Raw genomic sequence first — 21,841 nt, 5'->3', positions numbered from 1 at the left:
ATGCAGGCACCCAATTCCCGCGCCGCTATTGGGTTGTGTATGCTGAACGGGAGTCCGCGGTTGATAAATCGCGTCGGTAGCAGGTATTCAATGAAGCGCTTTTTTCTTGATTCGTTTCATAATACTACCAATAACCTTGCACTTTAGGAGGATACTTGTGGACGAGGGATGCCCAAAAATCTAAAAATAAACAATAAGAAGATTGAATTTGGTGGGCATATGAACTGGTTGTATTACCTCGAGCATTGGTGGCGGGTTGTGAAGTTTGAAGAGAATAAGGTATTCATTCTTTTTCCAGAATTCGGAGCGTCTTCTCTGATGGTCTCAGAGTTGACGCTGCGCAATATTATGAAGTCCTACTGGGGCTTTAAATCTACACGTGTTTAATTGAGGAACTGGAGATTTAAACCGAAGAAAATCTGCCAGCGAGGTTGGCCTGGACCGTGGTCTGCAACCGAACCTTGAGGCTCAACAAATACGTTGTAGACGGTTTTCTCCTGTTTGATGACCTGTCCAATACCTACTCCCAGAGGAACACTGTAGCTATCATTCTGGAAGTTGTAGACCCAAATAGGTGCTGCTCTTAGGTAAGTGCCGCCGCCTAACTGATAGAATAAAAATGGCTGAAATGTGCCAAGATTTACGTCGCTGCGGTCATCTTCTCCCGCAAAACTGTGTTGCCATGAAGCCAAATAACCGTACTGGAATTTTGGCGAACTGGCATTGAAAAGAACGTTGACCAGACCAGCGGACCACTTTTCGGTCCCGAGAGCATTTTCAGTTGCTGTTGGGGCCGTGATTTGTGGGCCAAAACCAAAACTCACCGCGGGATTTCCGGTATCAATGAGCCATGAGGCAAATAAATTGAGATCGCCTAAACCTGTTTTATGTCCGCCTGATGGCGCGACAGGATAGGTATTAACGGGTAATGAACCGCGTAACAGCCACTTGCTATCGCCTAATGAAAAAGGCTGTGCATAACGGAACCAGAATTGATTCGCATCTTTGTCAGTACCGCTGACATCTCCGATGTAATAGTTTTGCATATTAAATGCAGTCATATTCGCCAGAGGATTATTGGCTTGTGCCGCATCGGGGGCATGATCTTCAGCCGCAGAAACATAAGCTGAAGCAAGGCATAAAATACAAGGCAAAATTGTGTGTCGAATCCGCATATGATCACCTGAAGTTACATCCCAGCGGCGCGGAAGCTGCCGGGAAATTATTTTATGGCGCAACGGTGTTGAACCAAAACTCAAATTTATCCATATAGTCCAGCGCACCCTCCAACGTCGAACCACTGCCATAATCTTCACATCTGCTTGTTTTCAGAAATGTTTTTTAAATATAACCAAAGAGTTACATTTTTCCATGTAAGGACAAATTTTATTTTTGGTTTCATTTTTTTATCGATTGATAAGCCTGTTATTGATAGTTAAAAACAATTAACGCACCCTGTTTCAAGTCACGAAATTGGCTTTGCCATTTCAATTAAGAGTTCAGATAACCTTATAAAAGTTAATGTATACAGACAGATGTTAAAAAAGTTACTATACCCCCCTACAGTATAAGAGGGCCTATGCCGCATTCACCTGAAGATAAAAAGCGCGCTCTGACGCGCGTGCGTCGTATTCGCGGGCAAGTCGATGCACTTGAGCGGGCGCTGGAGTCCGGCGAACCGTGCCTGAGCATCCTGCAACAGATTGCCGCCGTGCGTGGGGCCGCCAACGGCTTGATGGGCGAAATGATCGAAATGCATCTTAAAGACGAGTTGGTGACGGGCGAAACCACCGCCGATCAGCGCGCCGCTCGCATGGCGGAAGTCGGTCATCTGCTACGATCGTATTTAAAATAACTGACAACAAGGTAAGAGACGGAATGAAATCACGTGCTGCAGTTGCGTTTGGTCCAGGCCAGCCGCTGAAAATTGTCGAAATTGACGTGGCGCCGCCGAAGAAGGGCGAAGTATTGGTCAAAATTACCCATACCGGCGTATGCCACACCGATGCGTTCACGCTGTCGGGTGACGATCCGGAAGGCGTCTTCCCGGCGGTGCTCGGGCATGAAGGTGGCGGTGTAGTGGTTGAAGTCGGTGAAGGCGTAAGCAGCCTGAAGCCGGGCGACCACGTTATCCCGCTGTACACCGCGGAATGTCGCGAGTGTAAGTTCTGTAAATCCGGTAAAACCAACCTTTGCCAGGCCGTTCGCGCCACGCAGGGTAAAGGTCTGATGCCTGATGGCACCACGCGTTTCTCTTATAACGGCGAACCGATTTACCACTACATGGGCACCAGCACCTTCAGCGAGTACACGGTAGTGGCTGAAATCTCGCTGGCGAAAGTAAACCCGCAGGCGCCGCTGGATAAAGTATGTCTGCTGGGCTGCGGCGTGACCACCGGTATCGGCGCGGTGCATAACACGGCGAAAGTGAAAGAAGGCGACACCGTGGCGGTATTTGGCCTTGGTGGTATCGGTCTGGCGGTTATTCAGGGCGCGGTTCAGGCAAAGGCCGGGCGCATTATTGCGGTTGACACCAACCCAGAGAAATTCAAACTGGCTGGTGAAATGGGCGCGACTGATTTCATCAATCCGAATGACAGTGACAAACCGGTGCAGGACGTTATCGTCGAACTGACCGACGGTGGTGTGGATTTTAGCTTCGAGTGCATCGGCAACGTGAACGTGATGCGTGCGGCGCTGGAATGCTGCCACAAAGGCTGGGGCGAAAGCGTGATTATCGGCGTGGCCGGTGCAGGTCAGGAAATCAAAACCCGACCGTTCCAGCTGGTGACCGGTCGCGTGTGGCGCGGTTCGGCGTTTGGCGGCGTGAAAGGGCGTACCCAACTGCCGGGCATGGTTGAAGATGCGATGGTTGGTAAAATTAATCTCGACCCGTTCATCACCCACCGTATGCCGCTGGACCAGATCAACGAAGCGTTTGATCTGATGCATGAAGGCAAGTCAATCCGCACCGTTATCCATTTCGGCGACAACTGATGCGCAAGCCAGCGGAGCCATTCCGCTGGCTTTTCCCCGCTTAATTTCCAAAGTGTGACCGATGTGGCGCTTTTACCCGTAAGCAATCTCCCCGCCAGGCCGATGACAATCTAACGGGCGTTTTGGTACGCCTCTTACAATAAGAGAGTCGATAAGCCATGGACAAATCAGCCGCAGGGCAAAAGTCGCAAACAGTCAGTTTCTTACATCACATCCGTCTCGTTCCACTGTTCTCCTCCATTTTGGGCGGCATCCTGCTGCTGTTCGCATTAAGCTCGGGTCTTGCGGGCTATTTCCTGTTGCAGGCCGATAGAGACCAGAGCGACGTCACGCAAGAGTTAGAAGTCCGAATGGGGCTCTCGAACAGCTCAAACCACCTGCGTACTGCGCGTATCAACCTGATCCACGCTGGGGCTGCTAGTCGTATTGCCGAGATGGATGATATGAAACGCAATATTTCCGAGGCTGAACTGCGAATCAAACAGTCACAGGAAGGGTTTAAGCAGTACGTGAGCCGTGACGTGAAAACACCTGCGGACGAAGCGCTGGATGGCGAAATCAACGCCCGTTACAACGCTTATATCGACGGCATGAAACCGATGCTGAAATATGCCAAAAACGGCATGTTTGAAGCGATCATTAACCATGAAAACGAGCACGCTCGCCTGCTGGATTCGGCCTATAACGATGTGCTGTTGAAAGCGATTAAAATCCGTAGCGACCGCGCGCGTCATCTCTCTGAATCGGCCCATAGCCGCACCCAGCTCGGCCTGGTCTTTATGGTCGGTGCGTTTGCGCTGGCGCTGGTGTTGACGCTGCTGACTTTCGTTGCGCTGCGCCGCACTGTTATCAACCCGCTTCGCCGTGCGCTGCATCGCATCGAACAGATTGCCGATGGCGATTTAACTCTGGCGGATGAAGCCACCGGACGAAGTGAAATCGGCAAGCTCAGCCACGATTTGCAGAAAATGCAGCACGCGCTGTCGCAAACGGTCGGTACCGTACGTCAAGGTGCTGAGGAAATTTACCGCGGTACCAGCGAAATTTCGGCTGGTAACACCGATCTCTCATCCCGCACCGAGCAGCAGGCAGCGGCAATTGAAGAAACGGCAGCCAGCATGGAACAGCTGACTGCAACGGTGAAACAGAACGCCGACAACGCGCATCACGCCACCAAACTGGCGGAAGATGCCTCCGGGAAAGCCACTCGCGGCGGGCAGATTGTGTCGGGCGTAGTATCGACGATGGGTAATATTTCCAGCAGCTCGAAGAAAATTTCTGAAATTACCGCCGTGATTAACAGCATCGCGTTCCAGACCAATATTTTGGCGCTCAACGCGGCGGTAGAAGCAGCGCGCGCCGGTGAACAAGGACGCGGATTCGCCGTGGTTGCCAGCGAAGTGCGAACGCTGGCGAGCCGTAGCGCACAGGCGGCGAAAGAGATTGAAGGGTTGATCAGCGAATCCGTGACGCTGATTGAACGCGGATCTGGCGAAGTGGTTGCGGCAGGCAGCACCATGAGTGAAATCGTTGATGCGGTGAAGCGCGTGACCGACATTATGCTGGAAATTGCGGCGGCGTCCGACGAACAGAGCCGTGGTATTTTGCAGGTCAGCCAGGCCATCACCGAAATGGATAATGTCACCCAGCAAAATGCCTCGCTGGTGGAAGAAGCGTCTGCGGCGGCAGGGTCACTGGAAGAGCAGGCCGCTCGCTTGACCGAGGCCGTGGGCGCGTTCCGCTTGCAGCACGCGGGCGTAGTACGTCAGCCGAAACCCACTTCCGGTCCGAACTATGTCCCGCAGCGTCCAGCACTGGCGAGCGGGGATAACTGGGAAACGTTTTGATTGCGCGAAATGCCCGGAGGCTTCGCTTACTGGCCTACATTCGAATGTAATATCAGCGTAGGTCTGGCAAGCCTGCGCCGCCGGACACAACAACGAATATAAAAAAGGGACCTTTTGGTCCCTTTTTCGTTACTGCATGAAGATTATTCCTTGTCTGGCAGCGCGTAGGCGATGATGTAATCGCCACGGTCCGGAGACTGACGCGCGCCGCCCGCGTTAATGATGATGTACTGCTTCCCGGTTTTCGGTGACACGTAGGTCATAGGGCCGGACTGACTGCCCACCGGCAGACGGGATTTCCAGATTTCTTTTCCGTTCGCGGTATCGAACGCGCGGAGGTAGAAATCTTGCGTGCCCGCGAAGAACAGCAGACCAGACTGCGTTGACAGCGATGCTCCCAGCGTCGGCATCCCGATCGGGATCGGCAGGTGCATACGAATACCCAGCGGACCGGTGTCTTCTACCGTACCGACCGGAACCTGCCACACCAACTTGCCACTTTTCAGGTCAACGGCGGACATCGTTCCGAACGGTGGTTTCTGGCACGGAATGCCGAGCGGGGACAGGAAGCGTTCACGCATTGCGCCGAACGGCGTACCGTCCATCGGCACAATACCCATCTCGATGCCGCTGGCATTTTTCGCCACGTTGGCGCGCGGTACCATATAGTTCGCCAGGCCCAGACGCATATCGTTCACGAACATCAGGCCGTTGTTCGGATCCACCGACGCGCTACCCCAGTTCATCCCGCCGAGCGAGCCTGGGAACTGCAGCGAACGGTCGAGGCCAGGGGGAGTGAAGACGCCCTGATGACGCATCTCTTTAAACTGAATGCGGCACAGCAGCAGGTCAATGGGTGTAGCGCCCCACATGTCGGACTCTTTCAGGGTTTGATTGCCGATCATCGGCATCCCTACAGAGTACGGCTGTGTTGGGGAATAACGTTCACCTTTTATATCCCCCGCAGGCACCGGACGCTCCTCCACTTTGGCGACAGGTTTACCCGTTGCGCGGTTGAGCATAAAGATCATGCCCTGTTTGGAGGTTTGTACCAGGACTGGCGTACTGCCGCCTTTACCGTCTGGCAAATCGTACAGCAGAGGCTGCGAGGGCAGGTCAAAGTCCCAAAGGTCGTGATGGGTGGTTTGATAATGCCAGCGCACCTGACCGGTGGTTGCGTCAACGGCGACGATAGATGAGCTGTATTTATCGTCAAGCGCCGTGCGATGACCGCCGAAGAAGTCAGGGGTTGCGTTGCCGGTTGGCAGATAAATCAGGTTCAGCTTCGCGTCATAAGACATCGCTGACCAGACGTTCGGCGTACCGCGGGTATAGGTTGTGCCTTCAGGCGGAACACCGGTCAGGTTCGGATTGCCCGGATCCCACGCCCACGCCAGTTTGCCAGTGTGAACGTCATACGCGCGCACCACGCCCGGTGGTTCACCGGTCGAGAAGTTATCCGCGACGCGACCGCCGACCACCACAACATTCCCGGCGACCAATGGAGTCGAGGTTTGCTGGTAGTAACCGGGTTTGATTTCGCCCATGCCAACGCTCAAATCCACCACTCCGTTCGTGCCAAAGTCTTCACAAAGTTTGCCGGTGTCGGCGTTAATGGCGATCAGACGGGCGTCAGTGGTTGGCAAAAACAGGCGACGCGGGCAGGCAGCAGGCTGCGAATCTGCTGCTGGCGTTGCGTTAGCCGCAGGTGTTGCAGCGGCCTGATCGTAATAGCCGAGACCACGGCAGCGCTGCCAGTTTGGCGCAGTGGCTTTTGAATCATAGCGCCACTTCTCTTTGCCGGAGTCAACGTCCAGCGCCAACACTTTGCTGTAAGGCGTGCAGACAAACAGCGTGTCGCCCACTTGCAGCGGCGTATTCTGATCTTCCGCGCCGGAACCATTGCTCAGCGGAATATCTCCAGTATGTGCGGTCCACGCTACCTGAAGCTGGCTGACGTTTTGTTTATTGATTTGATCAAGGGCGGCAAAGCGGTCGCCGTGGGTGGTATTGCCCCAGTGCTCCCAGTTTTTTTGCGCTTCGCCAGGTGCGACCGGTTTCACCGGAACGGGTTCGTCGGCAGTCACGAGCATTTGTGGACGGAACATGCCGCCTGCGCTGGCCAGTAAAATAACAACCAGCACCGCGGCGATGCCAAAGGCCGGTGCTTTACATGTGGCGGTCTGTTGGCCGAGGAAAGGCCAGAGCAGGATAGCCAGTAACGCCAGTACGCCGAAGGTGAACAGGCGTGAGAACAGCGGCCAGAACTCCCAGCCTGCATCGCTAATTGCCCAGACAATAGAAGCAATGAACAACACAGCATAAAGCACAAGACCGCTGCGACGGTTTTTAGCGATAAACCATGCTGAAATCAGCATCACGATACCGGCGATGACGAAGTACAAGCTCCCGCCTACGCTCGCGAGTTTGGCTCCGAGGCCACCTACGGCGAGGCCGATCACGGTCATAAGCACCACTAAAAGCCACTGCAGGATCCGAGGTAATCCGCGTGGCGAACTGCCAGTTGCCATTTCTGTCTCCTTAACGACACCCATACACACATGTTATGAACCATACGTAACGCTTAAATGCGAATGGGTTTTTGAATGAAGCAATAAATACCTTCAGAGAGGCGCAATAATCACTTTTATGAGTTTCATATGAACCATTTGGTGAATGGTGAGCATAATAGATCTGTTAAATTGCATTGCGCAATTGTTAATAAATAATTTCGCATTATTTGCTCAGCAGAGGCGTGGCCGAAAACGAGGATAGCCGATGAAAATTCTGCAGGGTCTAAACTGTGATCGGGACTGATAAATTCTTTGCCAGCGTCGATCAACATCACAATTCACGCCGTGAACGCTGGGCGTATTTTGCTCATCATGATTAAAGCTATATCTATAATAGAAACAAAAAAGGCGATGATGAACGATGAACAGAACAGAGACGCTGCAGGCGGTATCGACCGCAGCTGAAATTCCAGTGTCGCGTAAGCTACGCAAGGTGCTGCTTGCCACCGGCGTGGGGCATTTCGTCGAATGGTTCGATTTCGGATTGTACGGCACGCTGGCGGCAATTATCGGTATGCAGTTTTTCCACGCCGACAGTCCGGGCGTGGCGCTGCTGTCATCGTTCGCTGTTTTTGGTGCCGGGTTTATCATGCGCCCATTAGGTGGGCTGTATTTCGGCTCGCTTGGCGATCGGGTGGGGCGGCAGAAGGTACTGGCGACGGTGATTTTGCTGACCTCTGGTGCGACGTTTGTTATGGGCTTGTTGCCCACATTCCATCAGATTGGCGTCACGGCGACGGTGCTATTGGTGATTACCCGTTTGGTTCAGGGTTTTGCCGCGGGCGGTGAAAGCTCTGGCGCCACCACCTATCTGGCAGAGTATGCCCCGAACGAACGGCGCGGCTATTTTACCTGCTGGATAGACAACTTTGGCTTTATGGCTTTTGTCGCCGGTTCGGGGCTGGTATTTATGCTCACGGCGTCGTTGGGCGAAAGCGCGATGAACGACTGGGGCTGGCGGATCCCGTTCCTGGTGGCCGGGCCACTGGGTTGGGTGGGGCTATATCTGCGCCAGCATCTGGAGGATTCACCGGAATTCAAGGCCGTAGTGCAAAGCGGTAAAACCGAAAGCAAGCCGCTGCGGGCTGCGGTGACGAAAGCTTGGGGCGCGCTGCTGTTTTGCATGGGATTCGTGGTGCTCAAAGCGGTTGGGCACTGGACGCTACAAACCTTTATGCCGGGCTATCTCTCCACCGAACTGCATTTCTCAAAGCTCAACGCTTACGCGATCACTACTATCGGCCTGTTTGGCATTGCGGTTCTGGTGCCGTTTATGGGCTGGCTTTCGGATAAATACGGCCGCAAGCCGCTAATGCTGGCCGGATGCGCCGGGTTTATTCTGTTCAGCTACCCGGCGATGGTGGTTATGGCGCAGGGGAATATGCTTTCGGCGGTGCTGGCGATGTTGCTGCTCGGTGCGTTTATTGCCGCGTTTGATGGGGCGTGCAGCGCGGCCATGGCCGAGCTGTTCCCGACCAGCGTGCGCTACGGCGGTTTATCCATCGCCTATAACTTTGCGGTGGCGTTCTTTGGCGGCATCACACCGTGGTTCTCGGTATGGCTGATTGGGGCCACCGGCGATCGATTTTCCCCGGCGTATTACGTGATGGGTGCGGCATTGATCACCTTCCTTACCGTGCTGAAAGCTAAAGAAACTGCAGGAAAACCGCTTAAAAGATGAGGTTTATATTCATGCCAGTGTTGCTTTTGGTCAAAAAACAATCAAGACCAAGTGCTATACTGAATCGGTTTTCAACGTAAAAGAGGATGTCATGGATACCGAATTAAACCCTAAGCAGCTGGCCGTCGAATTTCTGCGTCGCGATACAAACCCGTTAACCCCTGCGCAATATCTGAAACGCGTTAAACAGTTGGAGCTGGAGTTTGCCGACCTGATGGCGCTTTCTTCCCTCGAACTGAAAGAAGAGATCGACTACGCCTGGCGCATGGGTATCCATTGATCCTGACGTCAGCTATAAAAAAACCCGGTGAGTGTCCTCATCGGGTTTTTTATTAGCGGCTAACGCTTAATCGTCGTCTTCATCGTCCAGTTCGACCGGCGTCTGATACTGATCCGGTTTCAGTGCCAGCAAATCGCAGCGCAGATGGTCAATCACTTGTTCTGCCGTATTGCCGAGGAACGCCGCAGACAATCCGGTGCGTCCTACGGTGCCGAGCACCACAATCCCCGCTTGCAAATGCTCCGCCAAATCCGGGATAACTTCCTCCGGCAGGCCTTTTTCGACGTGGGTCATCTCTTCCGAAATACTGTATTTCTGACGTAATGACTTCATTGCCAGCAGATGTTGGCCGCGAATCGCGTCGTTATACACGCTCGGGTCAAAATCAGGCAGCTCGATTGCAATATTGATAGGGGTAACCGGATACGCGCCAACCAGATGCACTTCGGTGTGGTTAATCTGATCGGCGAGCTGGAGGGTTTCACGAACCAGCTTATCGTTGAGGGCGTTGTGATATTCCTCTTCGCTGGCGAGATTAACCGCCACAATCGCTCTACCACCTTCCGGCCACGGTTGGTCTTTCACCATCCAGACCGGACACGGGCATTTTCTCAGCAGATGCCAGTCGGTTGGGGTGAAAATCACCGCTTCCAGTTTGTCGTGCTGATGCGCCATCTTGAGCAACAAATCGTGCCCGTTGCTCATGATTTCCTGAATGATGGCTTCAAAAGGACGGTTATGCCAGACGACCTTAATGTCAATCGGTACACCGGCATCCAGGTAAAATTTTGCCTGCTCGCGGATCCAGGCGGTTCGTTGGCTGATGACGCCCTGACGCATCGCGGTACGCTCGTCAGGCGACAGAAGGGTGGTCATCTCGTAGGAAAAATCATAGATCGGCAAAAAGGCTTTAATCGATCCACCAATCCGTTGATGAAGGTAAACAGCGCGCCGTAATGCGGGTTGATCGTCCTGGTTAGGATCGATGGCTACCAACATATTTTGATACTTTGCCATACAGGGTCTCCTTACAACTGTCACCACAGTCTGTAACTAAAAGATAACCCATCCGGAGTGATTGAAACAGGGGAGAACCTTCGCCAGATCAATAAATCAGGAAAATTTAACGATCCGGCGAAAGGAAAGAGAAGAATCAGGCGACGTTACGGGCGTGGCCAGCGAGGACCGCCAGCGCATCGCTATTTTCGATGGTAATGTACTTCCCTTTAACGGCCAGCATGCCGCTTTTCTGGAAACGACCCAGCAGACGGCTGATGGTTTCCACCGTCAAACCGAGATAGTTACCGATGTCGCCACGGGTCATGGTCAGACGGAATTCACGCGGCGAGAAACCCCGTTCGGCGAAACGACGGGAGAGGTTATAGATAAACGCTGCCAGGCGCTCTTCCGCGTTTTTCTTAGACAGCAGCAGGATCATGTCCTGGTCGCCTTTGATTTCGCCGCTCATCAGACGCATCATCTGCTGACGCAGGTTTGGCATCTTACCGGAGAGGTCATCCAGTGTTTCAAACGGGATTTCGCAAACCATAGAGGTTTCCAGCGCCTGAGCAAAGCTCGGGTGATGGCCGGTACCAATGGCGTCAAAACCTACTAAATCGCCCGCCAGATGGAAGCCGGTGATTTGCTCATCACCTTGTTCGGTGATGGTGTAGCTTTTGATGGTCCCGGAGCGGATGGCATACAGAGATTTCAGCTCGTCGCCCGCTTTGAACAGGGTCTGCCCCTTCTGGATGGGCTTCTTGCGCTCGATGATATTATCAAGCTGATCGAGCTCATGTTCATTCAGAGTGAACGGAATACAGAGCTGGCTGATGCTGCAATCCTGGCAGTGGATAGCACAACCGCCAGACTGGATGCGTCGAATAATTCGCTTTTCCGGGATCATAGATTTGCTCAGGCTTTAATTGATATTGGTCAATTTTAACATCTTTTTGTTGAGCAGGTAAGTCTCGAAAACCCTATTCACGCAATATAAGCAAGGGAAATAGTCTGAAGATTATATCTCTCTGAAATCTATGGGTTTAAACTGGAGCGATTTATTAATAAATTGCGCAATCACTCCAGAAAAGCACTAAAAATCAAAGCAGCAGATAGCCTTCATGGCGCAGAAGCCATTCTTTGCGCTGCACACCACCGGCATATCCGGTCAGGGTGCCGTTACGGCCAATCACACGGTGACAGGGCACCACAATACTGACTGGATTTGAACCATTAGCCGCGCCCACCGCGCGTGCCGCACCAGGTCGGCCAAGCTGTTCGGCCAGCTCACCGTAGTGCATGACCTGGCCGCAGGGAATGGAACGTAGCGCCTGCCACACTTCTCGCTGAAAAGGCGTGCCCGCAGTCGCGCTTGGCAGGTCATCAATCACGCTGAGATCGCCCTCGAAGTAGGTCTGCATCTTTTTGCTTAAACCGTTGGGATTACTGGACGCTACGCGCTCATAGCCCTCGGCGTGGTAATGAAGATCAAGCAGATAGCCCATACGGTCGCTGTGTTCGTCCCACTCGACGGCCCGCAGGTTGAACTGCTCATCACACAGGATCCACAGTGCCCCGAGCGGCGTCGTGATCTTATCTTCCAGCAATCTCAGCATCATGTTTCCTTAGTTTAGCCGCGAGAAAATCCCGAGCGCAATGGGAGGACGATACCATGCCAGTCGTCTGCGCAACCATCTCCAAAAACAGACGCGTTCTCCATTAACAATGAGAAGAGGTTTTTACGCGTAAAAAGTAATCGAAAAATTCCGTGGTTATTTATCGGAGAGGTTATTTCAGTGCGTGAGGGGAAATGCAATCGGATGCTATAAAAATATATTCTTAAGTGATGAGGGTTATTATTTAAGCATCGTTTCAAAATAGATAAAACGCAGCGGTTTATTCTGAATGAACAGACTTTGATGACTGCCGCGGACCATGGTGGAAAGCGCGTGTCAACACGTGTACGGCGAAATGGTTAACCCGAGCAGGTACTTATTTTGCTAATGAATTTATGACGTTAATGGTGTCGGTAATTATTTCAAAGGTGACTGTTGTCGCCGCAATAAAAAAACAGGATCTGCCGACATCCGCCAGATCCCACAGTATACACAGCAATATTTCCATAACGTGTTCCTGCAATTGGCTCCCCTATGCAGGTATTATAGTTATAGCGAATTTAAATTAAATTACCAGTACTTTTAGGTGATAGATTTCACGATTTTTTAACATTGTTGTTTCATTGTACCGCGCGTTAATACTATTTAAGTGGGGGTTAAGTATCCCTATTCCCCATTCGGTTAACGTTCACCTCTGAATATATTCTTTCAGCAATCAGTTTCCAGAATCCCAAAACGCGTTGAGCACGGGGCTGGGCGCGGCTATAGTAGCTTTTCAGCCGTCGCAGCACTGGGAGGAGGTGAAGATGAACCCTGACGACAAATTTCTGTTTCTTGACGCCATGGAAGATGTTCAGCCGCTGAAGCACAATGATGACGTGCACTGGCAGCCCAGCCGCAACACCCGCACGCCGCAGCATTTCGATACGCTCCAGCACGATAATTTCCTGACCACCGGTTTCCTCGATCTCGTGCCGCTCGGCATACCGCTGGAGTTCAAGCGCGACGGGCTACAAACAGGCGTTCTGGATAAATTGCGCTTAGGAAAATACAGCCAACAGGCGAGCCTGACGCTATTGCGCCAGCCGGTCGAGCAGTGTCGACAGCAGCTGTTTGCGTTTATCCGTCAGGCGCATAAAGACGGACTGAGAAACGTGCTGATTATTCATGGCAAAGGTAAAGCGGACAACTCCCACGCCAATGTGATTCGGAGCTATCTGGCGCGCTGGTTGACAGAATTTGACGACGTTCAGGCGTTTTGTAGCGCACTGCCACATCACGGCGGCAGCGGGGCGTGTTATGTGGCATTAAAGAAATCCGAACAGGCGAAGCAGGAAAACTGGGAACGTCACGCCAAACGCAGCCGCTAACGCAGCAACAGCGTTAATTCCTTCGCCGCTTTCTGCAGTTCTGGCAACACCCGAGCGACCATTTCATTGGCAGAAACCTGGCCTGCATGGACCCCGACGTTCAGTGCCGCAACACAATGTCCCTGCGGGTTAAACAGCGGCACCGCCAGCGATCGTAACCCCATTTCCAGCTCCTGATCATTCAGCGCGTAGCCCTGTTGGCGCACGCGCTTCAGCTCTGTGCGGAGTTTGCTCACTGAATCCACCGTTTGCGGCGTGTAACGGATCATCGTTACCCGCGCCAGCATATCGTTCAGTTTCTCTTCCGGTTGGTGGCTCAACAGCACGCGCCCCATTGACGTCGCCCAGGCGGGCAAGCGACTGCCGATATCCAAATCGATAGTCATGATTCGGGAACTCGATGCCCGCGCAATATAAAGAATATCGTCGCCGTCGAGCGTGGCGATGGAGCAGGATTCGTTCAGCATTTCACTCAGATGTTTTAACACCGGCTGCGCGGAGCGGGCTAGCGGTGTAGAGGCCAGCCAGGCGTGCCCGAGCGACAGAATGCGAGGACGCAGCTGGAAATTTTTTCCGTCCTCGGCGTACACAAACCCCAGCTTTCCGAGGGTGTACAGGCAGCGTCGTACCGCCGCCCGCGGAATGCCGGTTTTCTGGCTGATTTGCGAAATCGACAGCACCGGGCGCTGCGGGGTAAATGCCTGAATCACTTCCAGACCACGCGCCAGCGAAGCCATATAATTCGGGTCACCCTTGAACGGATCGCTTTCACCGTTCAGCACATCGTCAGGATGTTTGGTCATATTGTTGTCTCCGGATTTGCCACTGATCACATTCTGAAAACAAACATACAGGATGTTCGATAATCGCACCATATTTCGATTATCGCCCTTGACCAACATCGTTAAGCGGGTCACATTTTGTGCGAACAACGCATATAAGTGCGATAACCGCACAACAAGGAGCGACCTGATGATTGATAAAAGCGTCCCGACGCCGGAACAGGCCATCGCCGGGATCCCCGATGGTGCCACCATCATGATTGGCGGTTTTGGCCCCGCCGGACAGCCTACCTTTCTGATTGATGCCCTGATAGAACAGGGCGCCCGCGACCTCACCATCATTAATAACAACGCCGGAAACGGTGAAGTAGGCTTGGCTGCGCTACTGAAAGCCGGGCGGGTGCGCAAAATGATCTGCTCCTTCCCGCGCCAGGTGGATTCGCAGATTTTTGATGATCTTTATCGCCGTGGGAAAGTAGAGCTGGAACTGGTGCCGCAGGGCAATCTGGCGGCGCGCATTCAGGCTGCTGGGGCCGGGCTTGGCGCGGTGTTTACGCCAACCGGTTACGGTACGCCGCTGGCGGAAGGCAAAGAGACGCGTGAAATCGACGGCCGTCATTATGTGCTCGAATATCCGATCCACGCGGATTTCGCGTTGATCAAAGCCCATCAGGCGGATCGCTGGGGCAATCTGATTTATCGCAAAGCGGCGCGCAACTTTGGGCCGATCATGGCGACCGCGGCAAAAATCACCGTGGCGGAAGTGTCGGACATTGTGCCGCTTGGTGAACTTGACCCGGAAAACGTGGTAACGCCGGGGATCTTCGTTCAGCGCGTGTTTTCGCTGGCTAACCTGACCGCGGCAAAAAGCGCCTGAGGAGAACCTGATGCAAAAATTGACCCGTGACGAAATGGCGAAACGCGTGGCCCAAGATATTCCTGAAGGCGCGTATGTGAATCTGGGTATCGGCCTGCCGACCCGCATCGCCAACTATCTTCCGGCGGATAAAGAGATCTTCCTGCACAGCGAAAATGGGCTGCTTGGTATGGGGCCAAAGCCGCAGAAAGGGGAAGAGGATCCGGAACTGATCAACGCCGGGAAGGAGTACGTCACGCTGTTGCCCGGTGGTTGCTATTTCCATCACGGTGACTCGTTCGCGATGATGCGCGGCGGTCATCTCGATATCTGCGTGCTGGGTGCGTATCAGGTTTCTGCCAGCGGCGATCTCGCTAACTGGAGCACCGGTGCCCCGGATGCGATCCCGGCAGTCGGCGGGGCGATGGATCTTGCCATTGGCGCACGCCAGGTGTTCGTGATGATGGATCACCTGACTCGCGATGGCGAGTGCAAACTGGTGAATAGCTGCAGTTATCCGCTGACCGGTATTGGCTGCGTCAGTCGCATTTATACTGACCTGGCGGTGATTGATATCACACCTGACGGCCCGGTGGTGCGTGAAATTTTCAACGGCCTCTCGTTTGAAGAGTTGCAGCGACTCACGCCGGTGAAACTGACCTTCAGCCAACTGGCGCAGAGCGCGTAAGGAATGACGATGAATCAGGCATTTATCTGCGACGCAGTGCGCACACCCTTTGGTCGCTTTGGTGGTACGCTCTCAACGGTGCGAGCTGACGATTTAGCTGCACTGCCGCTGAAAGCGCTGCTGGAACGCAATCCGGGGCTGGATCCGGCGCGTATCGACGACGTGATTTACGGCTGTGCCAACCAGGCCGGGGAAGACAATCGCAACGTGGCGCGCATGGCACTGCTGCTGGCTGGCCTACCGGAAAGCGTGCCGGGCAGCACCGTAAACCGCCTTTGCGGTTCGAGCCTGGATGCGATAGGCATAGCGGCGCGCGCTATTAAAAGTGGGGAAACGCAGCTGATGGTAGCCGGTGGCGTGGAAAGCATGTCCCGCGCGCCGTTTGTGATGGGCAAAGCCGAAAGCGCGTTTAGCCGCAGCATGAAAATGGAAGATACCACCCTCGGCTGGCGTTTTATCAACCCGTTGATGAAAGCGTTGTACGGTGTAGATTCGATGCCGGAAACGGCGGAAAACGTGGCGGATGAGTTCGGTATTTCTCGTGCTGATCAGGATGCGTTTGCGCTCCGTAGTCAGCAGCGAACCGCACTGGCGCAGGAAAAAGGCCTGTTTGACGACGAACTCATCGCCGTATCGGTGCCGCAGCGTAAAGGCGATGCGCTGAATTTTGCGCGCGATGAGCACCCGCGCAGCACCTCGCTGGAATCACTGGCTAAACTGAAAGGGGTGGTGCGGGCTGACGGCAGCGTCACGGCGGGTAATGCTTCCGGTGTGAACGACGGGGCATGTGCGTTGCTGCTGGCAAGCGAACAGGCGTTAATTGCCTATGATTTACAGCCACTGGCGCGCGTAGTTGGCGTGGCGACGGCGGGCCTGGCACCACGAATAATGGGGTTTGGCCCGTCTCCGGCTGTACACAAAGTGCTGGCACAGACCGGATTGACGCTCGACCAGATGGATGTGATAGAACTGAATGAAGCCTTTGCCGCCCAGGCGTTAGCGGTGACGCGTTCGCTGGGGCTGGCGGACGATGCGGCCCACGTCAACCCGAACGGTGGGGCGATTGCGCTGGGACATCCGCTCGGTGCGTCCGGTGGACGACTGGCGATGACCGCCGCGTATCAGCTGAAACGCACCGGTGGGCGCTACGCGCTGTGCACCATGTGTATCGGCGTTGGGCAGGGGATTGCGCTGATTATTGAACGGGTTTAAGGAGCCGGAATGGATGTGTTGACCCCGTTGTTGCGCGGCAGTGCGCTGACGGCCATGTTTAGCGATGCGAACACCGTGCAGGGGATGCTCGATTTTGAAGCCGCACTGGCGCGGGCTGAAGCGCGCTGCGGCGTTATCCCGCAGGAGGCGGTGGCGGCCATTGAAGCCGCCTGTCAGGTAAAGAATATTGACCTGCTGGCATTGGCTGATGCTGCTGCCAGCGCGGGCAATCTGGCAATCCCGCTGGTCAAACAGCTCACCGCACAGGTGAAGATGCGTGATGAAAATGCGGCCCGCTACGTGCACTGGGGCGCAACCAGCCAGGATGCCATCGACACCGGTTTTGTGCTGCAACTGCGTAATGCGTTGCGTGAAACGGACGCGATGCTGACGCGGCTGTTGTCGACGCTGGCCGAACAAACTGAAATCCATCGCCAGACGGTGATGCCGGGCCGCACCTGGATGCAGCACGCGTTGCCTGTCACTTTTGGTCTCAAACTCGCCGGAACGCTGGATGCGCTACTACGCTGGCAGCGGCGCCTGCGTGAAATGCAGTCTCGCGTTTTGACGCTTCAGTTTGGCGGCGCGGCGGGCACTCTGGCCTCACTCAACGAGCGCGGTCCGGCGGTGGCGCAGGCGTTAGCGCAGGAATTACACCTCACGCAGCCGGATACACCGTGGCACAGTCAACGTGATCGGTTCCTCGAGGTGGGGCACGGGTACGCGGGCGTGTGCGGCACGCTCGGTAAATTCGCCAACGATTTTTCACTGCTGATGCAAACCGAAGTGGCGGAAGTCTGCGAGCCGACGGCCCCAGGGCGCGGCGGATCGTCGACTATGCCGCACAAACGTAATCCGATTGGCTGCGCAGCTATTCTCACCGCCGCCCAGCGAACGCCGGGCCTGATGGCAACGCTGTACGCCGGTCTTATTCAGCAGCATGAAAGGGCGCTCGGCGGCTGGCAGGCGGAATGGGAAGTGCTGCCCGAATTGCTGATGCTGACCGGCGCGGCTATCGTTCAGAGCGAACAGCTGGTGCGTGGGATGCAGGTGGACGCCGCCAAAATGCGCGCCGACCTGGATATCACTCACGGGCTGATTATGGCGGAATCGGTAACTCTGGCGCTGGCGAAACATCTGGGCAAACAGGACGCGCACCATCTCGTGGAGACACTTTGTCACGCGGCGCTGGACCAAAAACGCCCGCTGTTGCAGCTGCTGGAAGCCGATTCGCGTATCACCGCCTGGTTCACCTCCACTGAATTACATACGCTACTGGACCCGTCGCGGGCCACCGGCAGCGCCGATCATTTTGTGCGTCAGGTTCTGACGCGATATCAGGAGCAACGTCATGACGCTTCACTATCAGATTGATGGCCCGGAAAACGCGCCGGTTCTGGTGCTCTCGAACTCGATGGGCACGTCGCTGTCGCTGTGGCAGCCGCAGATTCAGGCGCTGAGCGCACATTTTCGCGTGCTGCGCTATGACACCCACGGCCATGGGCAAACCACCAAGCGCGGTAAAGTGACGCTTGCGCAGCTGGGCGAGAATGTGATTGCGCTGCTCGATCACCTGAATATCGACAAGGCCTGCTTCTGCGGGATTTCTGTCGGTGGCCTGACAGGGCTGTGGCTGGCACGTTTTGCGCCGGAACGTTTTTATGGTTTTGCCGTGGCGAACACGGCGGCAAAAATCGGCGATCAAGCCAGCTGGCTTGCGCGTGCGCGCGCCGTGCGTCAGGAAGGCATGGACGTTGTGGCAGCAGGTACGGCTGACCGCTGGTTCACCCCGGCGTTTCGCCAGCATTCTCCGGAAGTAGTGGAGCAACTGGTACACGAGCTGACGCACATGGATCCGGAAGGCTACGCTGAAGGTTGCGAGGCGCTGGCCGCGGCAGATTTACGCGCTGAAGTCAGCGCCATTACCGCGCCGGTGCTGATTATCGCCGGGGAATATGATCCGGTGACCACGCTGGTAGATGCCGATTTCCTGCATAAAAATATCGCCGGTAGCCAGTGCGTGACGCTGCCCGCATCGCATCTTTCTAACGTTGAAGCCGCAGATGAGTTTGCCTCTGTGGTGTTGAGCTATTTCCGGGGGTAATGCATGGACGATGAAGCACGTTATCAGCAGGGTATGGATGTGCGTCGCAAGGTGCTTGGTGACGCGCACGTAGATCGCACGCTGGATAACCTGTCGCCGCTGAACGAAGAGTTTCAGAATTTTATTACCCGCTATGCGTGGGGCGAAACCTGGACCCGTCCGGGCTTGAGCCACCACACGCGCAGCATGATTACCATCGCGATGCTCATTGCGCTCAACCGCGAGGCCGAGCTGAAAATGCACTTGCGTGCGGCATTCAATAACGGCGTTACGCGTGATGAACTCAAAGAGCTCATCATGCATTCGGCGCTGTATTGCGGTCTTCCGGCGGCCAACGCGACGCTGCACCTGGCACAACAGGTGTTTGAAGAGATGGATGCGTAAAATGCCCGGCGGCCCGGCGTTTGTACGGGCTAACGTTGGGTTCTGCGGTGTACTTAGGTTCGATCTGTGTTGGCCCGATAAGCATTGCGCCATCGGGCACTCGCATTACGACGGGATCGTTTCGTCTTTACGCAGGGTCAGTACTTCATAACCGTCAGCGGTCACGGCGATGGTGTGCTCCCACTGCGCCGATAATTTTTTGTCGCGAGTGATAACCGTCCAACCGTCCTTTTTGGTTTTGATTTTGCTGTCGCCCTGGTTAATCATCGGTTCGATGGTAAACACCATTCCCTCACGCAGCACCTCGCCCGTACCGGGTTTACCGTAGTGCAGCACCTGCGGCTCTTCGTGCATCTCTTTGCCAATGCCATGCCCACAGTATTCCCGCACCACGCTATAACCGTTGCTTTCCGCATACGTCTGAATGGCGTGCCCAATATCGCCCAGCGTCGCACCGGGCTTCACTGCTTTGATGCCTTTCCACATCGCTTCGTAGGTTTTGTTCACCAGCCGACGGGCCAGCGGCGAAACGTCACCAATCAGGTACATTTTGCTGGAGTCCGCGATCATGCCGTCTTTTTCCAGAGTGATATCGACGTTCACGATAGCGCCGGATTTCAGGTGTTCCGACTCTTTCGGGATCCCGTGACACACCACTTCATTCACCGAGGTATTCAGCACGTACGGGAAATCGTATTGTCCTTTACTGGCCGGCCGGGATTGCAGTTGATTGACGATAAAATCTTCGGTGCGATTATTGATATCCATGGTGCTAATGCCGGGCTGAATAAAGTCATCCAGCATGGCAAACACAGAGGCTAACAGCTCGCCCGCATGACGCTGGCGTGCGAGTTCATCGGCAGTTTTAATGAGAATTGATGGCATTGATCACCTCCAGTAGTCGATCGGATCCAGATTTCAGCATCATCATTTTGATTTGCTGGTAGTTAAGATCCGGGTACAGCTCGCTCATCATCCCGAGACGGATCCAGTATTCGGCCTGCGCATTCACCGACCGTGACATGGCCTTGCTGGCATCACGGATGTCTTCATGCAGCAGGTCGGAGATTTTAACGATACCCATAAAGCGACACTCTATATATGAAACATATACAAAGCGTATATGAATCGTAGCCTGCTGTCACCTTGCGGTTGCGGCCGTAGAGCTGCGTTATCAGCGGATCCTGCTTGATCTTTGTCATCAACATATAATACTGTATATATATACAGTTATCATTGATGGTGATTATTATGCAGTTTTTCACACCTGGCGAATTGCGCCAAATTGTGGCGTTACCTCTCTTTGGAGACCACGTCCCATGCGGCTTTCCCAGCCCGGCACAGGATTACGTTGAGCAGCGTATCGACCTGAATGAATTGATGATTCAGCACCCGAGCGCGACCTATTTTGTGAAATCATCTGGTGATTCAATGATGGATGCCGGGATCGGCGAGGGTGATTTGCTGGTGGTGGACAGCTCTCGTAAGGCCGAACACGGTGACATCGTCATCGCTGCGGTCGACGGCGAATTTACGGTGAAGCGCCTGCAGCTGCATCCCATCGTCATGCTCAAACCGGAGAATGCCGCCTACCGACCGATTATGATTGGCAGCGAAGACTGCCTGGAAGTGTTCGGTGTCGTCACCTACATCGTGAAGTCTGCGTGCTGACATGTTTGCGCTGTGTGATGTGAATTCATTTTATGCTTCCTGTGAGACCGTATTTCGCCCGGATCTGAAGGGAAAGCCGGTGGTCGTTTTATCCAACAATGACGGCTGCGTGATTGCACGCTCTGCCGAAGCCAAACCCTTTGTAAAAATGGGTGAACCGTATTTCAAACAAAAAGACGCGTTCAGGCGCCACGGCGTGGTGTGCTTTAGCAGTAACTATGAGCTTTACGCGGACATGTCCAACCGGGTGATGAGCACTCTCGAGGAGATGCTACCGCGCTGCGAAATCTATTCCATTGATGAGGTATTTTGTGACCTGACCGGGGTGCGAAATTGCCGCGACCTGACCGAATTTGGCCGTGAAATCAGAGCGACGGTTTTGCAGCGCACGCATCTGACCGTTGGGGTGGGGATTGCTCAAACCAAGACGCTAGCCTTATACAGTGATCAACTTTTTTGTGATTTTTTTTGAATGATGAGAACTTTCACATGAGCTAGTAGCATATGTAGATAGCTTGAGAATGATGTGTCTTAACCTTTTCTTGGTGTCTATGGGAGGGTGTATATCCCCACCTCATGGCAAGCATTGTCAGATAAAGATCCTCCACAGGCTGACTGACCCTATCATCCGCGCGCCGGTATTGAGAATACCGACGGCTTTGTTGAATAAATCAGATTTGAGGCGAGTTTCCCCTGTAACAGCTCCGGCTCTCAGCCGATACGTACACTTTCTGGCATACCTGCCTTCGTCATTTTGTTCAGCGCACGCACCATGGCCAAA

Annotated in this window: 22 protein-coding genes and 1 pseudogene; 14 read left to right on the top strand and 9 right to left on the bottom strand. The window is 54.2% G+C overall.

The genetic code is table 11. The features are described from left to right. Window positions 1–383: 383 nt before the first annotated feature. The gene (locus tag MUU46_RS13240) at window positions 384–1,307 is read right to left on the bottom strand and encodes a hypothetical protein (RefSeq protein ID WP_258965748.1); all 924 of its coding nucleotides are present in this window, start codon (window positions 1,305–1,307) and stop codon (window positions 384–386) included. 272 nt (window positions 1,308–1,579) lie between these two features. Between MUU46_RS13240 and MUU46_RS13235 the strand changes: the two genes are divergently transcribed. The 3 genes from MUU46_RS13235 to MUU46_RS13225 all read left to right on the top strand — a co-directional run bounded on the left by MUU46_RS13235 (window position 1,580) and on the right by MUU46_RS13225 (window position 4,844). Then, window positions 1,580–1,855: a metal/formaldehyde-sensitive transcriptional repressor gene (locus MUU46_RS13235; protein WP_159756234.1), complete on the top strand. Its 276-nt coding sequence runs from the start codon at window positions 1,580–1,582 to the stop codon at window positions 1,853–1,855. Window positions 1,856–1,878: 23 nt separating this feature from the next. Beyond that, on the top strand, window positions 1,879–2,997 hold the full coding sequence (locus MUU46_RS13230; RefSeq protein WP_159756237.1) for an S-(hydroxymethyl)glutathione dehydrogenase/class III alcohol dehydrogenase: 1,119 nt from the start codon (window positions 1,879–1,881) through the stop codon (window positions 2,995–2,997). Window positions 2,998–3,155: 158 nt separating this feature from the next. Beyond that, window positions 3,156–4,844 carry a methyl-accepting chemotaxis protein gene (locus MUU46_RS13225; protein WP_258965747.1) on the top strand — a complete coding sequence of 563 codons (1,689 nt, stop codon included), beginning with the start codon at window positions 3,156–3,158 and terminating at the stop codon, window positions 4,842–4,844. Between the two features lie 143 nt (window positions 4,845–4,987). Here MUU46_RS13225 and MUU46_RS13220 read toward each other — a convergent pair whose 3' ends face one another. After that, window positions 4,988–7,375 carry a glucose/quinate/shikimate family membrane-bound PQQ-dependent dehydrogenase gene (locus MUU46_RS13220; RefSeq protein WP_258965746.1) on the bottom strand — a complete coding sequence of 796 codons (2,388 nt, stop codon included), beginning with the start codon at window positions 7,373–7,375 and terminating at the stop codon, window positions 4,988–4,990. A gap of 403 nt (window positions 7,376–7,778) precedes the next feature. Between MUU46_RS13220 and MUU46_RS13215 the strand changes: the two genes are divergently transcribed. Beyond that, entirely contained in the window at window positions 7,779–9,098 is a 1,320-nt protein-coding gene (locus tag MUU46_RS13215) for an MFS transporter (protein WP_159756246.1), read from the top strand. Window positions 9,099–9,189: 91 nt separating this feature from the next. Continuing rightward, a complete protein-coding gene (locus tag MUU46_RS13210) occupies window positions 9,190–9,378 on the top strand; it encodes a YdiH family protein (protein ID WP_159756249.1) in 189 nt (62 codons plus the stop codon). Window positions 9,379–9,444: 66 nt separating this feature from the next. Here MUU46_RS13210 and uspE read toward each other — a convergent pair whose 3' ends face one another. The 3 genes from uspE to ogt all read right to left on the bottom strand — a co-directional run bounded on the left by uspE (window position 9,445) and on the right by ogt (window position 11,993). Then, window positions 9,445–10,395, bottom strand: coding sequence for a universal stress protein UspE (gene uspE, locus MUU46_RS13205; protein WP_159756252.1), 951 nt, complete (start codon window positions 10,393–10,395; stop codon window positions 9,445–9,447). 136 nt (window positions 10,396–10,531) lie between these two features. Then, window positions 10,532–11,284 (bottom strand): fumarate/nitrate reduction transcriptional regulator Fnr, encoded by a 753-nt coding sequence (gene fnr, locus MUU46_RS13200; protein WP_110508346.1) that lies wholly within the window; start codon window positions 11,282–11,284, stop codon window positions 10,532–10,534. 193 nt (window positions 11,285–11,477) lie between these two features. Continuing rightward, window positions 11,478–11,993, bottom strand: coding sequence for a methylated-DNA--[protein]-cysteine S-methyltransferase (gene ogt, locus MUU46_RS13195; RefSeq protein WP_159756730.1), 516 nt, complete (start codon window positions 11,991–11,993; stop codon window positions 11,478–11,480). An 806-nt stretch (window positions 11,994–12,799) separates the two neighbouring features. Between ogt and smrA the strand changes: the two genes are divergently transcribed. Further along, window positions 12,800–13,363 (top strand): DNA endonuclease SmrA, encoded by a 564-nt coding sequence (smrA, locus tag MUU46_RS13190; RefSeq protein WP_159756255.1) that lies wholly within the window; start codon window positions 12,800–12,802, stop codon window positions 13,361–13,363. Here the strand turns inward: smrA and MUU46_RS13185 are convergent. Further along, window positions 13,360–14,166 carry an IclR family transcriptional regulator domain-containing protein gene (locus MUU46_RS13185; RefSeq protein ID WP_159756258.1) on the bottom strand — a complete coding sequence of 269 codons (807 nt, stop codon included), beginning with the start codon at window positions 14,164–14,166 and terminating at the stop codon, window positions 13,360–13,362. The genes smrA and MUU46_RS13185 overlap by 4 nt on opposite strands. Window positions 14,167–14,335: 169 nt before the next feature. Here MUU46_RS13185 and MUU46_RS13180 point away from each other — a divergent pair, with 169 nt between their 5' ends. Genes MUU46_RS13180 through pcaC form a run of 6 tightly spaced genes read left to right on the top strand, consistent with a single transcriptional unit; the run spans window position 14,336 to window position 19,389 of the window. Further along, window positions 14,336–15,022 carry a 3-oxoacid CoA-transferase subunit A gene (locus MUU46_RS13180; protein ID WP_258965745.1) on the top strand — a complete coding sequence of 229 codons (687 nt, stop codon included), beginning with the start codon at window positions 14,336–14,338 and terminating at the stop codon, window positions 15,020–15,022. Window positions 15,023–15,032: 10 nt separating this feature from the next. Then, complete coding sequence (locus MUU46_RS13175; RefSeq protein WP_159756264.1) at window positions 15,033–15,689, top strand: 3-oxoacid CoA-transferase subunit B; 657 nt, start codon at window positions 15,033–15,035, stop codon at window positions 15,687–15,689. Between the two features lie 9 nt (window positions 15,690–15,698). Beyond that, complete coding sequence (gene pcaF / locus MUU46_RS13170) at window positions 15,699–16,901, top strand: 3-oxoadipyl-CoA thiolase (RefSeq protein ID WP_258965744.1); 1,203 nt, start codon at window positions 15,699–15,701, stop codon at window positions 16,899–16,901. Between the two features lie 9 nt (window positions 16,902–16,910). Continuing rightward, a complete protein-coding gene (locus tag MUU46_RS13165; RefSeq protein WP_258965743.1) occupies window positions 16,911–18,275 on the top strand; it encodes a 3-carboxy-cis,cis-muconate cycloisomerase in 1,365 nt (454 codons plus the stop codon). After that, the gene (gene pcaD, locus MUU46_RS13160) at window positions 18,253–19,005 is read left to right on the top strand and encodes a 3-oxoadipate enol-lactonase (RefSeq protein ID WP_258965742.1); all 753 of its coding nucleotides are present in this window, start codon (window positions 18,253–18,255) and stop codon (window positions 19,003–19,005) included. The genes MUU46_RS13165 and pcaD overlap by 23 nt, the downstream gene beginning before the upstream one ends. A 3-nt stretch (window positions 19,006–19,008) precedes the next feature. Beyond that, entirely contained in the window at window positions 19,009–19,389 is a 381-nt protein-coding gene (gene pcaC, locus MUU46_RS13155; protein WP_258965741.1) for a 4-carboxymuconolactone decarboxylase, read from the top strand. A 105-nt stretch (window positions 19,390–19,494) separates the two neighbouring features. Here pcaC and map read toward each other — a convergent pair whose 3' ends face one another. Then, window positions 19,495–20,274 (bottom strand): type I methionyl aminopeptidase, encoded by a 780-nt coding sequence (map, locus tag MUU46_RS13150; protein WP_159756279.1) that lies wholly within the window; start codon window positions 20,272–20,274, stop codon window positions 19,495–19,497. Beyond that, entirely contained in the window at window positions 20,255–20,473 is a 219-nt protein-coding gene (locus MUU46_RS13145) for a ParD-like family protein (RefSeq protein ID WP_110508335.1), read from the bottom strand. The genes map and MUU46_RS13145 overlap by 20 nt, the downstream gene beginning before the upstream one ends. A gap of 167 nt (window positions 20,474–20,640) precedes the next feature. On the opposite strand from MUU46_RS13145, the gene MUU46_RS13140 reads away from it, so the two are divergent. Then, entirely contained in the window at window positions 20,641–21,060 is a 420-nt protein-coding gene (locus tag MUU46_RS13140; RefSeq protein WP_258965740.1) for a translesion error-prone DNA polymerase V autoproteolytic subunit, read from the top strand. A 1-nt stretch (window position 21,061) separates the two neighbouring features. Continuing rightward, window positions 21,062–21,496, top strand: a pseudogene (locus tag MUU46_RS13135) (Y-family DNA polymerase); the annotation flags it as partial. Window positions 21,497–21,649: 153 nt separating this feature from the next. On the opposite strand, the gene MUU46_RS13130 reads toward MUU46_RS13135, so the two are convergent. Continuing rightward, a partial coding sequence (locus MUU46_RS13130) for a hypothetical protein (protein ID WP_258965739.1) occupies window positions 21,650–21,841 on the bottom strand: 192 nt, incomplete at its 5' end.

The organism is Scandinavium tedordense, from assembly GCF_024764965.1.
Taxonomy (GTDB): Bacteria; Pseudomonadota; Gammaproteobacteria; order Enterobacterales; family Enterobacteriaceae; genus Scandinavium; species Scandinavium tedordense.
This window is presented reverse-complemented; position numbering and strand designations above follow the sequence as displayed.

Excerpts from the sequence above, each read along its gene's own strand:
- pcaF (WP_258965744.1), top strand. The coding sequence starts at position 15,699 with ATGAATCAGGCATTTATCTGCGACGCAGTGCGCACACCCTTTGGTCGC.
- pcaD (WP_258965742.1), top strand. The coding sequence starts at position 18,253 with ATGACGCTTCACTATCAGATTGATGGCCCGGAAAACGCGCCGGTTCTG.
- MUU46_RS13140 (WP_258965740.1), top strand. The coding sequence starts at position 20,641 with ATGCAGTTTTTCACACCTGGCGAATTGCGCCAAATTGTGGCGTTACCT.
- MUU46_RS13230 (WP_159756237.1), top strand. The coding sequence starts at position 1,879 with ATGAAATCACGTGCTGCAGTTGCGTTTGGTCCAGGCCAGCCGCTGAAA.
- MUU46_RS13215 (WP_159756246.1), top strand. The coding sequence starts at position 7,779 with ATGAACAGAACAGAGACGCTGCAGGCGGTATCGACCGCAGCTGAAATT.
- smrA (WP_159756255.1), top strand. The coding sequence starts at position 12,800 with ATGAACCCTGACGACAAATTTCTGTTTCTTGACGCCATGGAAGATGTT.
- MUU46_RS13210 (WP_159756249.1), top strand. The coding sequence starts at position 9,190 with ATGGATACCGAATTAAACCCTAAGCAGCTGGCCGTCGAATTTCTGCGT.
- MUU46_RS13235 (WP_159756234.1), top strand. The coding sequence starts at position 1,580 with ATGCCGCATTCACCTGAAGATAAAAAGCGCGCTCTGACGCGCGTGCGT.
- MUU46_RS13225 (WP_258965747.1), top strand. The coding sequence starts at position 3,156 with ATGGACAAATCAGCCGCAGGGCAAAAGTCGCAAACAGTCAGTTTCTTA.
- map (WP_159756279.1), bottom strand. The coding sequence starts at position 20,274 with ATGCCATCAATTCTCATTAAAACTGCCGATGAACTCGCACGCCAGCGT.
- uspE (WP_159756252.1), bottom strand. The coding sequence starts at position 10,395 with ATGGCAAAGTATCAAAATATGTTGGTAGCCATCGATCCTAACCAGGAC.
- ogt (WP_159756730.1), bottom strand. The coding sequence starts at position 11,993 with ATGCTGAGATTGCTGGAAGATAAGATCACGACGCCGCTCGGGGCACTG.
- MUU46_RS13165 (WP_258965743.1), top strand. The coding sequence starts at position 16,911 with ATGGATGTGTTGACCCCGTTGTTGCGCGGCAGTGCGCTGACGGCCATG.
- MUU46_RS13145 (WP_110508335.1), bottom strand. The coding sequence starts at position 20,473 with ATGGGTATCGTTAAAATCTCCGACCTGCTGCATGAAGACATCCGTGAT.
- MUU46_RS13220 (WP_258965746.1), bottom strand. The coding sequence starts at position 7,375 with ATGGCAACTGGCAGTTCGCCACGCGGATTACCTCGGATCCTGCAGTGG.
- MUU46_RS13180 (WP_258965745.1), top strand. The coding sequence starts at position 14,336 with ATGATTGATAAAAGCGTCCCGACGCCGGAACAGGCCATCGCCGGGATC.
- MUU46_RS13240 (WP_258965748.1), bottom strand. The coding sequence starts at position 1,307 with ATGGCAGTGGTTCGACGTTGGAGGGTGCGCTGGACTATATGGATAAAT.
- pcaC (WP_258965741.1), top strand. The coding sequence starts at position 19,009 with ATGGACGATGAAGCACGTTATCAGCAGGGTATGGATGTGCGTCGCAAG.
- MUU46_RS13175 (WP_159756264.1), top strand. The coding sequence starts at position 15,033 with ATGCAAAAATTGACCCGTGACGAAATGGCGAAACGCGTGGCCCAAGAT.
- fnr (WP_110508346.1), bottom strand. The coding sequence starts at position 11,284 with ATGATCCCGGAAAAGCGAATTATTCGACGCATCCAGTCTGGCGGTTGT.
- MUU46_RS13185 (WP_159756258.1), bottom strand. The coding sequence starts at position 14,166 with ATGACCAAACATCCTGACGATGTGCTGAACGGTGAAAGCGATCCGTTC.